The organism is Rufibacter aurantiacus (assembly GCF_017916345.1).
GTDB classification, from domain to species: domain Bacteria; phylum Bacteroidota; class Bacteroidia; order Cytophagales; family Hymenobacteraceae; genus Nibribacter; species Nibribacter roseolus.
Genome location: NZ_JAFMSV010000002.1, coordinates 1,062,072 through 1,074,317, shown reverse-complemented (window position 1 = coordinate 1,074,317; position 12,246 = coordinate 1,062,072). Strand labels below are relative to the sequence as shown.

8 protein-coding genes are annotated in these 12,246 nt (G+C 54.8%); 1 reads left to right on the top strand and 7 read right to left on the bottom strand.

All coding sequences use genetic code 11. The features are described from left to right. Positions 1-159: 159 nt before the first annotated feature. The 7 genes from J3P34_RS09600 to J3P34_RS09570 all read right to left on the bottom strand — a co-directional run bounded on the left by J3P34_RS09600 (position 160) and on the right by J3P34_RS09570 (position 10,717). Positions 160-1,572: a sialate O-acetylesterase gene (locus J3P34_RS09600; protein WP_246853640.1), complete on the bottom strand. Its 1,413-nt coding sequence runs from the start codon at positions 1,570-1,572 to the stop codon at positions 160-162. Positions 1,573-1,850: 278 nt separating this feature from the next. Next, on the bottom strand, positions 1,851-3,104 hold the full coding sequence (locus J3P34_RS09595) for a glycoside hydrolase family 27 protein (RefSeq protein ID WP_210488176.1): 1,254 nt from the start codon (positions 3,102-3,104) through the stop codon (positions 1,851-1,853). Positions 3,105-3,248: 144 nt separating this feature from the next. Further along, positions 3,249-5,000: a glycosyl hydrolase gene (locus tag J3P34_RS09590; RefSeq protein WP_210488174.1), complete on the bottom strand. Its 1,752-nt coding sequence runs from the start codon at positions 4,998-5,000 to the stop codon at positions 3,249-3,251. 137 nt (positions 5,001-5,137) lie between these two features. Beyond that, positions 5,138-6,379 carry an AGE family epimerase/isomerase gene (locus tag J3P34_RS09585; RefSeq protein ID WP_210488172.1) on the bottom strand — a complete coding sequence of 414 codons (1,242 nt, stop codon included), beginning with the start codon at positions 6,377-6,379 and terminating at the stop codon, positions 5,138-5,140. Next, complete coding sequence (locus J3P34_RS09580; protein WP_210488171.1) at positions 6,379-7,599, bottom strand: glycoside hydrolase family 130 protein; 1,221 nt, start codon at positions 7,597-7,599, stop codon at positions 6,379-6,381. The genes J3P34_RS09585 and J3P34_RS09580 overlap by 1 nt, the downstream gene beginning before the upstream one ends. A gap of 50 nt (positions 7,600-7,649) precedes the next feature. Continuing rightward, a complete protein-coding gene (locus tag J3P34_RS09575) occupies positions 7,650-9,521 on the bottom strand; it encodes a sodium:solute symporter family protein (protein WP_210488168.1) in 1,872 nt (623 codons plus the stop codon). 53 nt (positions 9,522-9,574) lie between these two features. Beyond that, on the bottom strand, positions 9,575-10,717 hold the full coding sequence (locus J3P34_RS09570) for a glycoside hydrolase family 26 protein (protein ID WP_210488166.1): 1,143 nt from the start codon (positions 10,715-10,717) through the stop codon (positions 9,575-9,577). Between the two features lie 591 nt (positions 10,718-11,308). Between J3P34_RS09570 and J3P34_RS09565 the strand changes: the two genes are divergently transcribed. Then, entirely contained in the window at positions 11,309-12,181 is an 873-nt protein-coding gene (locus J3P34_RS09565) for an AraC family transcriptional regulator (RefSeq protein ID WP_210488164.1), read from the top strand. Positions 12,182-12,246: the final 65 nt, after the last annotated feature.

Sequence of the window (12,246 nt, the reverse complement as noted above, 5' to 3'; positions counted from 1 at the left end):
ATAAAAGATGTCATCCTGAAAGGATCTTGTGGGCGAACGGTAATAGCGCAAGATTCCCGCCTTTTCAAGTCGCAACCAAGATCTTTCCAAGATGACAAGGAGTTGTGAGGAAGTATAAGCTTTTTTCAGGCTGTTTTTCGAAAATCAGCCCATAAACATCTACAGGCTGGTCTTGCGTGCCCATTGATCGGTTCTGAAACTGGAGGCGGGGAGACCCGCTTTGTTGAAGAGGTTAGGGGTAGCAGTGTTGCTCCAGCCCATGCGCACGGCCACCGGGTTCTTCACGCCTTTAGCGCTGACCACTACCGTTTTTCCGTCTATTTTGGCTTGGGCGGGAACAAACTTCTGGTCTTCGCCGGCAATCTCAAACTGAGTGAGTTCCTTGCCTTTCACCGCCAAGCCCTGGTCTGCGTGGTCAAAGAACAGACGGATCTTGTTTCCCTCTTTCTTCATCTCGCGGTAAATGGGTCCGGAGAAAGGCACCTCTTTTTTGCCGTAAGTTTTGTTCAGGGCCCAACCTGCCAGGCGCTTGCCCACGTCCAGCTTGTTTCTAGGGTGGATGTCCTCTACGTTGCCCACGTCATGGATCACGGCCATTCCGGTATTGGGCACGCTAAGGGTTTTCAGTTGGGCTTCGGCCAAGCGAGGCCAATCTTCGGCTCCGCCGTACTTGAAAGGCGCAATCTGCACAAGGTAGAACGGGAAGTCATGTTTCCAAGCGGTGCGCCAATCCTGGATGAGGGCGGGTAGCATCTGGGCGTACACGTCCGGGGCATCTACGTTATTTTCGCCCTGGTACCACAAGGCCCCGGCCAGCCGGAAAGGGACAAGCGGTGCGATCATGGCATTGTAGGCTTTGGCGGGCTGGGTAGGGCCATATGGCACTTCTTTGCGTTTCGCGGCGGCTTCTGCCAAAACAGGGTTAGCGGCAATGGCCGGCGCACTAAACCAAATCTCGGCGGGAGTGCCGCCCCAGCTGCTGTTGATCAACCCGACGGGCGTTTTCAGGTTCTGGTGAATCTCTCTCCCGAAAAAGTAGCCTACGGCGCTGAAGTGTTTCATGGTCTGAGGCGTACACACCACCCATTGGCCCTGCAGATCCATTTGTGGGGCATCGGCGGTGCGCTTGCCCACCTGGAAAAACCGGATGGATGGGTAGTTGGCTTCCTTGACGTGCTGCTCGGCATTGTCAATGCCGGCATTGGCGTTCCAGTCCATGTTAGATTGACCTGAGCATAACCAGACTTCGCCCAGCAGCACGTCTTCCAGCACGATGGTGTTGTAGCCTTTCACCGTCACCGTCTGCGGACTGGCGGTGGCGGAGGTTTGCAGTTTTACCTCCCATTTGGCCAGGTTGTTCACCTTGGTTTTGACCGGTTTGTTATCCCAGCTTCCGGTCACGGTGACTTCCTCACCGGTGTTGCCCCAGCCCCAGATAGTCACTTCGGTGTTGCGCTGCAAGACCATGTGGTTCCCGATGATAGCCGGAAGTGACACGGCTCCCGCCGATGAAGTGGCGCCGGTGAGCAGCAGGCCCATGAAAAATTTACCTAATGATTTCAAAGAGTTCATGTTTTCTGAATTGGTGCACGAATTATAAGGTAAGCAGAAGATTGGAAAGGACCGCAATTGCAATTTGCTTCTGCATTAAATGTATTAAAAGCCAATGTAGAGACGCAATCCGTTGCGTCTGGCGGGCACGAATAAATAGGGTTGGCTAAGGTAGTTAAAGGTTCCAGAGAACCAAGATGCAAGGCCTTTCGTCTCCACCCCATGAAAGCGTTTAGGTCCTGTTTTATAGAAAACAGGACCTAAACGCTGGTTTTGCAGCTACCAAGAGAGAAGAGCGGTTACTTACTGGCTACTTTTTCCTTGTCGGCGGAGAGTACCAGCAGAATGACATCGTGGGCGGGTACGGTCGCTTCGTAGTCTTTTTTCGTAGTGCCCTGGCTTTTCTTTGTCCAGACGTTCCGGATTTTGTAGGTGGTTTTGCCGCCGTCCAGTTGTCTTTTGGCTACCTCATCGTTGATCACGTTCTTCTGCCAGTCAAAGTCTACCTTCTGCGGATTCTTAGCCCGGTTTAGGAAAGCCACCGCCCACTTGCCGCCGTCCAGCGGTTTTACCCAGGTTTCCAGGCTGTCTTTCACGGTGTACCGCAGGCCCTGGATGCCCAGTTTGTCCTGGTTGATGGCCAGCACTTCTTTGTCAGTTAAGATAGCCACGGTTTCTTTGCTCATCTTGCGCAGGTCGTTCCCGGCAATCAAAGGGGCCGCGATCATGCTCCACATGGTGAAGTGGGCGCGGTCTTCGTTCACGGGCATGCCGTTGCCAACTTCCAGCATATCCGGGTCGTTCCAGTGGCCTGGACCGGCATACTGGCGCAGGCCGTCCTGCTTGTCCAGGATCTGCATCACGCCCCAGGATTTCCAGGTGCCGTGGTCTTCCACGCAGTCAAAGCAGTTGTAGATATCACCGGTGGTGCGCCACAGGTGGCCTACGGTTGGGCCCCATTCCCAGGGCTTGTCGTTGCCCCACTCGCAGATGCTGAGCACCATGGGCCGGCCAGCTTTGCGCAACGCCGCCGCGATGGTTTTGTAAGCGCCTTCGGCTTTCAGGCCCTCGGTGTTGCACCAGTCATACTTTAGGTAATCGATGCCCCACTTGGCGTACATCTGGGCATCCTGGAACTCATAGCCACGACTCCCCGGACGGCCGCCGCAGGTCTGGGAACCGGCATCGGAGTAGATGCCCAGCTTCAGGCCTTTGGAATGCACGTAATCCGCGAGGGCTTTCATGCCCGATGGGAAGCGCTTGGGATCTGGGTGGATGAAGCCCAGGCTGTCGCGGTCGCCGTGCCAGCAGTCGTCAATGTTGATGTACTCGTAGCCTGCGGCTTTCATGCCCGAACTCACCATGGCATCGGCGGTTTCCCTGATCAGCTTCTCGTCTACGTTGCAGGCGAATTTATTCCAGCTGTTCCAGCCCATGGGTGGGGTCATGGCCAGGCCCTCGTACTTGGTGTAGTTCTGGGCATAGTTGTTTCCCTGGCTGAAAGCCGTGAAAGACAGCGTGAGGGCCGCTAAAGAGAGCAGTAGTTTTTTCATCTTCTTAGGTCAGTTGGGATTAGGATATAGGTTCTTGGTGATCGGTTCTGTTAAAAGGTCTGTACAGTCTGGTTCAGGTACGTTTTTGCGAAATCGGCTCCTAAACGGACCAATGGGTAGGTTGTTGAAACAGGCAGGAGCCGCTTATTTCATCACCACCACTTTGCGGCAAATCTGCTCGTTTCCTTTCCGGATGGAGAGCAGGTAAATGCCCGCCGGTACCTGACGCAGCGGGAGCCGCACCTGATTCTGGCCACTGGCCAATTGCACGGTGACTTCCGTTACTTTGGCACCCTTGGCATCGTAGAGACCAAAGGTGGCTTTCATAGGCGATCTGGCCATGGTCTTGATGGTGAGGTGCGTACCGTTAGCCGGATTGGGATACACCTCCAGCTGGCCTAAAGCCTGTTCCAGCGCGCTGCCGGTTACCGCACCGGATTTCCGCCAGTCGGGCAGTTCGTCCAGGGTGATCACGTCTGGGTCGTTGAAGACAGCGTGCAGAAGGGTGGTAGGCTGTTTTCTGGTGTATTCGGCGCCGGGCCACACGGCAAACCAAGACCACCAGGTCTTGTAAGTCCGGATGTACTCGGGGTTGGGCAGATTACCGGTCTCGGAGAGTGTCACCAGTTTCTTGCCGTTGAAAAGGTTCTGCAGCTCGGTCCACTGGCCGCTCAGGTTAGAGGCCACCGCGGTGTTTTCATAGATGTCAATGCCCACTATATCCACGTACGCATCGCCGGGGTACCACTCTGGTTTGGCGCGCTCGGCGGTGTAGACCCAGATGAGGTTGTGCAGTTGGTGGTGGTTGGTGAGGCGGTCATACATCAGTTTCCATAGTTCTTTGAACGGACCGGCGCCCTGAGCTCCCCACCAGAACCAGCCGCCGGCCGCCTCGTGCAAAGGGCGCCACAGCACCGGGATGTCCTGCGACTGGAATTTCTTCAGCTCCACGGCAATGGCGTCAATGTCGCGGAGCAGGAGCTGGTAATTAGCTCCGTTTTTATCGGCGAGCGCCGCCGCGAAGTTGAAGGTGGTAGCCCGGGTGTAGAAGCCGCTCCACCAGAGTTTGTCGGGTGACTGGTTGATGAGATCGGTGGGCGCGTTCCAGTGCCACATCAAGCTGATGATGCCGCGGCCCTGGTCTTTCTTGGCCCATTGGATGGCTCTCTCAGAGAAACCAGCGGGGTTGGAGCCAAACTGGATGCGGGAGGGCGAGTACTCAATCAAGTCATAGGACCCAACGGCCGGGTCTTTGCCTGTGTGCGTGCGCACGTAATCTATTTCCTGCAGCTCGTTAATTTCTTGCTGTCCCGCCAGCACCTTGGAACCATAGATGTCCACCAGGTACGAGAACAGGTTTTTGGTGGATGTAGTGGCGTTGGCGTCAGATAAGGTCTTGGGTGGTTTGGCAGGTAGCGGGATATTGGCCGGGGCCAGGTTGATGTAGTCAATCACGTAGTAACCCCAGCCGCCGCCCAGGGTGATGGTGTTCGCACCAGCCGGTAAACTGAACATGCCCCCCTGCGCCGTTCCGAAACCTGCAACGTTGGTGAACATGCCCGAGGACTGCTGCCCATTCACCTCCAGCACGTATCCTTTCTCCCCAGACGGAGTGGCGTAGCGGATGGAAAGCTCGTAGATGCCAGCGGCGGGAAGGTTGAACGTGAACTTCACGTTTTTCGCGAAGGAGTTGTCAAAGCCCTGCACGTACCCGGTGCCGGAGTAACCCGCCATGGAGCTGGCCACGGTCACGCCAGTTCGGGTGCCATTCTCAGCTTCCAATTTGAGGTCTGCAGCCAAGGCGGCAGGAGCGAATGCCAGGAAAAAGAGAGCCGCGAGCCATGCAAAATGCCAGGGCCTGTCTATCCTGGAAAGCAAACGTAGCAGTGTTTTCATCCTGGGATCAAGGGTTAAAGTGGATATTTCTAAATGTATTTCACAGCCATTTTCACGGAAACGGCGCCAAGGCATCGACCTTCCCGTTTTAAGACTGATTTTCATAAAACAGGCCCAAAACGGTAAAGAAAATCTATCTACTTCAAGGCGGCTTCGCCAATGGTTTTCCTGCACCGATGGATGACCTCGAGGCAGGCGCGGGCATTGTGGTAAGGGCATTTCCAGAAACCCACCTTGTCTTCTTTATCCATCAGGCTGTAATCATCGTGCACGCCCCAGTGCCACTCGCCGCGCTCCAAGTCCAGCAGGTGGGTCTGCGCGAACTTCCAGGCGTTCAATGAGTGCCGCAGGAATGTCTCGTTATGCGTGAGCTCGTAGGCGTTGAGGAACCCGACCATCGCCTCGGCGCTCACCCACCACTCGCGGTGTTTGTCACAGTGGTTCTCGTCTAGGTTCAGCTCATGGTACAGGCTTCCGTCCGGGAGCAGGGCCTCGGCGGTGGCGTTGGCCATGGTGAGCGCGACTTCTTTTACCCTGGAAAGCAACGCCTCTTCGCCTAGCACCTCGGCGGCTTCCTGCAGGAGCCAGGAGGCCTCAATGTCATGTCCGTAGGAGATGAGGTTAGCGGTTGAAGTCCAGTCGCGGGAGAAGAACGGCTTCAGGTGTCCCGTAGATTGGTCGATGATCTTCTCAAGTAACACCTCGATCAGGCCTCTGAGCTTTTGGGCCAGCAGCGGGTCCGGCCAGGCGCGGTACAGGTTGGCGTAGGCCTCCAGTACATGCAGGTGCGTGTTCATGGTCTTGGGGTCGTTGCGGTCCTTTTCGCTTAGGCGCAAATCCTCCAGAAGTTCCCCCGTCTGGCTGAAGGCCTCCAGGTACCCGCCGTGCTCCGGATCAAAGCTGTATTTTTCAATCCACCGGAAAAGCTCCTGGCTTACTTCCAACGCCTTCGGGTTTTGGGTGGCCAAGTGGTACTCGCTCATGCCGTACACAGTGAAGGCCAGCGCGTAGACCTGCTTGCGGGTGTCCAGGGGCTGGCCCTGGGCGTCCACCATCCAGTAGACCCCGCCGTGGGCAGAATCCAGGAAGGAAGTACACAGGTAATCGAAGGCGCGGGTGGCAATGGTCAGGTACACCTCTTTTCTGGTGTGCCGGTACGCCGCCGAGAACGTCCACAAAATACGGGCATTCAGGATGCTGCCTTTGGGCGCCTCTGGGTTTATGGTGCCGGTGTGGTCTATCTGCCCCACGAACCCGCCGTACTGGTGGTCCAAGGTGTTTTCTGACCAGAAAGCCAGTATCCTCTCCAACTCGGCCTCCATCTCCCGCTGGTAAGTGGAAAGCTGGGACGCTAAAGAAGTATAGGAAGCGGTAGCCATCAGTTCGCGCCGTTCAATTCGGGGGCCATCACGTGCTTTTTGCTTTGGATGTAGGTATTGTTCTTCTCCACTAACAAGTTTATCTGCTCCACCGAGGCAGCGGAGCGAAGCCCATCGGCAGGGGTGTTGAGCACGTAGTCCAGCAACTGATCCACGGTAGAGGTCGCCACGTGCATCCTGGTATCGGAGGAGGCGTAATAGATGAAGACGGTGCCGTTTTCGTCCAGGATCCAGCCGTTGGCGAAGGCCACGTTGGACACGTCACCCACCCGCTCTTCGCCCTCCGGGGCGATGAAGTGCCCGCCTGGTTTGGCAATGACTTTAGAGGGGTCCTGCAAATCGGTCAGGAACATATACAGCACGTAGCGCAGGCCAGCGGCGGTGTTCCGTACGCCGTGCGCCAGGTGCAGCCAGCCTCTTTCGGTCTTGATAGGAGCCGGTCCTTGGCCGTTTTTCACCTCGTACACCGTGTGGTAGGTCTTCGGGTCCACGATGAATTCTTCGTCCACAACCGCGTTCTCCATAGAATCGGTCAAGCCCCAACCGATTCCGCCGCGGCTGCCCGCCTCGATAAAGCTGTCCTGCGGGCGGGTGTAGAGCGCGTATTTTCCGCTCACGAACTCGGGGTGCAAGACCACGTTGCGTTGCTGCGGCGAGGTGGATTTCAAATCTGGCAGGCGTTCCCAGGAAACCAGGTCGCGGGTGCGGGCAATACCGCATTGGGCTACTGCCGAGGACTCGTCGCCGGGTTTGGCGTCCGGGTCCTTACGCTCGGTGCAGAACAGGCCGTAGATCCAGCCGTCTTCGTGCTGCACCACGCGCATGTCGTACACATTGATGTCCGGCTCACTCGTCTCGGGCAAGGTGATGGGCTTCTCCCAGAACCGGAAGTTGTCTACGCCGTTGGGGCTCTCGGCGACGGCGAAGAAGGATTTGCGGTCGTTGCCTTCCACCCGGGCTACCACCAGGTACCTGCCGTTGAGCTTGATGGCGCCCGCGTTGAACACGGCGTTCACCCCGATCCGCTCCATGAAGAAGGGGTTGGTTTCGGGGTTCAGGTCGTAGCGCCAGGCAAGGGGGGCGTGCTGATTGGTCAGGATGGGGTGTTTATATCTATCGTAGATGCCGTTGCCCAAAGGCTGCTTCTCGTTCTTTCTGGTGATCAGCTCGGCCTGGAACTGCTCCAAAGCGTGCTGTCTTTTCTGGAAGGTGTTTTCCATGGGGATTCTGTAAAAGGTTGCTAAAACGGCTTTTCAGGGCCGGTGATGGTTTATGAAACAGAGACTAATTTGCGTTTAAGGGTGGCCGCCACTGAATCGCCGTCCTGGGGCAGTTTGTCCCACCAGGTTTTCTTCAGGATGGCGCTGCACACGAGCATAAGGCCCACGGAAACCATCAGTTCGGTGTGCATGCCCAGGATAAGGTAGATGGGGATAACCGTGAGGCACATCTGCCACACCACCCCGACGACCACGTTGAACATGTCCAGCCCGAAGTTCCTGTTCTCCACGAAGGAAGGGTCCTCGGCTTTCACCTGCTCGGCTATTGGTCTCCAAAAGCCCCAGGGGCGCACGTTCCGGTAGAAGCCTTTCAGGGTCTCGGCATCCGTAGGCGGCGCCATGTAGGTGCCAATCAAGCTACCGGCCAAAGAGATGAGCAACAGCCACGGGAAGTAATAAAGGTCAAGTCCTTCGGTGAAATACGGGAAGATGAGGGCCGCCACAATGCCTACCAACATGCCCCAGAAGAAGCCGTTGGCGTTGAAGCGCCACCAGTACCATTTGAGCACGTTGGCCGAGATGTACCCGCCGTACAGACCAGCCACAATCCACTGCAGCAGGCTATTCACGTCCTTGGCCAGGAAGCCCAGCGCCATGCTCACCAGCACCACCACAATACCGGTGCCGTAGTTCATGCGGTTCACCGTGGCATTGTTGGCTTTGGGGTTCACGTATTTCAGGTACACGTCGTTCACCAGGTAGGCCTGGGCGGCGTTGAGCGTGCCCGCGAAGGTCCCGATGAAGGCGGCCAGTAGGCCCGCTAGCAGCAGGCCCATGACCCCCGTGGGGGCGAACCGCTGGATGGCCGCCGGCAGGATCCGCTCGAAGTCGATCCCGGAGGCCGACTGCAGGTCCAGCTGGTCATAGTTGAGGATAGCCAGCACCGTGAAGCCCATGATCATGAGGTAGCGCGTGGGGATCAGCACCACCGACACGAAGGCGCTCATTTTGGCGGCATCCGCCGGGGAGCGGGACGAGAGGATCTTCTGCATGTCATAGTTGGGCGTGGGCCCGGCCAGGCTGGCGAGGATTCCCTTGAAGACCATGAGCGAGAAGAAAATCCCGAACAATGAGTAGCCGTCTGACTGGATTTTGGCGTTGACATCGTCAATGATGCCGGTCCAGTCCATGTCGAGGGTGGCCCCGAAGAAAGGGGTCTTCCACTCTTCCGGCACGTTGAGCGGCGCGGTCTCCAGGTTGTTCATGGCCAGGACCGCCACTACCACGGAGGCCGCCGTCATGATGGCGTACTGCAGCACATCGGCCCACACGATGCTGGCCATGCCGCCCAGCACGGAGTAGAACACCGCGAAGAAGGTGAAGAGCATGCCGTAGAAATGGGGCACAAACTTCGGGGAAACAGTAAACGGCACGTACGGCTGCACCGCGGCCCAAGGCACGAAGATCTCCACGAACTTACCCAGGCCTATGAAGCCGTAGGCCAGGAAACCCAGGCAGCTCAGGAGGGCGAAGGCTACCACGATGGCGTGCGATTTATTGGAATCCCGGCCCCGGCCGAAGCGGGTGAGCATCCACTCGGCGCCCGTCGTCACGTTGGAGCGGCGCAGCCAGGCGGCCAGGAACATCATCAGGAAAATTTGGTTGAAGGAGGGCCACAGCCACGGGATCCAGATGCTTTTCAGGCCATAGACAAAACCCAACATCACCATCCACATGGTGCCGGAGATGTCGAACATGCCCGAGGCGTTGGACAGGCCCAACGCGTACCAGGGCAGGGTGTTGCCGCCCAGCATGTACGCCTCCTTGTTGGCCTTGGCCCTCTTCTGCAGGACCAGCCCGATGGCCGCCACCGCAAAGAGGTAGAGGAAGATGATCCCGATGTCAAGCGCGGTTAGTTTCATGAGTAAGGGTTGAAATAGTTTGTTAGTAGGTAAGGAGCGTGTGCTGAGTGCGGTTATTTGTTCTGAGCTGCCGGGGCGTATAACCGTTCCTGGGCTACTTTCTTAATGAAGAACACGTTGGGGTTCTGGTAGAAGGCTTTGAAATCTGTCTCGCTCTTCTGGCCAGGATAGGGGGCGTAATAATGGTCAGGCCTTCCGTTGCGCCAAACCATCACGTAAGACAAACCGGCGTCTTTCACAATGGGGGTAAGAATGTTAGTCCACCAATCTGCCTGCGGAAGTTTTTCCAGGCCGGTTTCGCTCAGGGTCCAGACCTTGTTTTTCTCCTGACCAATCTGGCGCAGCGTCTCCACCATCTGGCGGGTTTCTTTGATGAAGGTCTGGTTTGCCTGGGCTAGTTGGTTTAAATCAGCGGGCGGACGGTGGTAAATGTCAAAGCCTACTATGTCCACGTAGTCGTCACCGGGGTAACGCTCCAGGTAATCCTCGCGGGAGGTGAAACGGTCAGTGGAGTAAGCGAAGAGCAGGTTGTTGGCTTTCTTCCTGCGCAGGTAATCCACCGTGAAGCGCCACATCTGCTTGTATTCCTCGGGCGAGCAATGCTTGCGGCCCCACCAGAACCAGCTGCCGGTATGCTCATGAAATGGCCGGAACACCACTGGAATCAGTTCGCCTTTCGGGCCTTTCAGGCTTTTCATGAAACCAGCCAAATCATCTAGCCACGACTTATAGCGCTTCAGGGCTTGCTTGTCTTTGAACAGGTGCTGGATGGTGGAATCCATGAGGTCCCAACTGGTTTTAGTTGGGTCCAATGGGTTGTTCAGGTGCCAGCTGAAGGTGTTGAGGCCACCATTGGCGTACACTTCCTGCGCAAACTGCCTGATTTTATCAAACGGCACGCTATCCAGGTTCACGGTGTGTTTCAGTTCCAGGTGGCCTAAATCCCAACCCACTACCGCCGGGTACTCGCCTACCACTTCTTTTACGTCTGAGCGGCCCGGTTCATATTTCCAGCCCATGCCGTAGGCCAGCGCATCCTGGTGCCCGAACATGATGCCTTTCTGCGAGAGTCGCTTCAGGTTGGCGTACAGGTTCTTGGTCTCCTTCGTGGCTTTTTTGTTGATGGGTGAAAGGGCCTGCCCTGATGCGGAAAAGGTAAACGCCAGTAAGAGAGATGCCAGTAAGATTCTTATCATACAATCAGTCTGTAAAACTTCTGGTGGAGAAAGAAAAGCAGGAAACCTTTGCCTTTAAGTTCAGGGGGTTGGCCTGTCATGGAAAGGGAAGGTAGGCCTACTTTGCGACTGGTTGTTCCTTGGGTTTTGGTTAAGAAAACAGGGGATAAAAAGAGGTGTTCTTCTTTTCTCTTGTTCTTAAGCCAAGACCCAAGGAACGCATTTAACCGCTTTACAAAACTAAATAGTTTTCAAACCCTCAGGTAATACTATTTTAGCGATTGTTTGATTAAAACTAGCCTTAAACCAAAGTGGCAATTGATTTCTGTTTCTGTTTAGAGTAAAATGGTTTTGATAGGTGTTAATGGAACATGCCTATAGGAACTTAGAACTTGAGAAAAATTTAATAAAGATGATGAGCTGTGAGTTTTAAGTAAGAATATGGAAAGGTTTGGTCCAATTTATTTAAAATAAGGAAAGGTGATTCCCTCCTTTCTTTTATCAAATAGAAGAAGAACAAAGTTTCTATAGAAATGGCGAACTGGTATTATTTTAACATTTTTACAGTTATATTCAGCATTGTTCTTAACTTGACGCTATATAAAGTGTGCTATGAGTTCGATTTACCGTGAGATTACTCCCTTAACTCAGAATGACTGCTTTACCATTTTCTCAAGGGTAAAACAGGAGTTTAACTTCCCCCTTCATTACCATGAGGACTTTGAGTTGAACTTCATTTACAATGCTGCCGGCGCCAAGCGGGTAGTAGGTGACCACGTAGAAATAATTGACGATCTTGAGTTGGTATTGGTAGGCAGCAATCTGCCCCACGGGTGGTTTACGCACCAGTGCAAGAGCGCGGAAATAGTGGAGATCACCATCCAGTTTCATAAAGACCTGCTGGACGAAAAGTTTCTGCGCCGGAACCAGTTGAGTTTCATCAGGGCTTTGCTGGAACGGGCCGGAAAAGGCATTTCGTTCTCCCGCGAGATAAAGGAGACGTTCAGACCCCGGTTAGAGCAGTTAACCCAGAAAGGCGGTTTTGACTCAGTCCTGGAGCTGATCTCCATTCTGCACGATTTGTCTATTTCGCGCAACATGCGCACGCTTTCCAACAGCTCCTTTACGTCAGACCAGTTCAATTATTACTCCAGAAGGATTGAGAAGGCGTTTGAGTACATGCAGACCTACTATGACAAAGAGGTTTCGCTGGCAGATGTGGCCAAAGTAGTCAACATGCCCGAAGTCTCTTTCAGCCGGTTTATCAAAAAACGCACGGGAAAAACCTTTATTGAAAGCCTCAACGAAATCAGGCTAGGCCACGCCTCTCGCATGCTCATAGACACCACAGAAACTATTTCTGAGGTTTCATTTAAATGCGGGTTCAACAACCTGTCTTACTTCAACCGCATCTTCCGGCGGAAGAATGGGTGCACGCCTAAAGAATTCCGGCAGAATTACTCCGGTTCAAGAGTGTTTATTTAATAGTAAAGAAGCGCTAGAGCGTTTAGAGGCTGTTTTCCTTAACTAAGGCGAAATCGGGTGTAAAA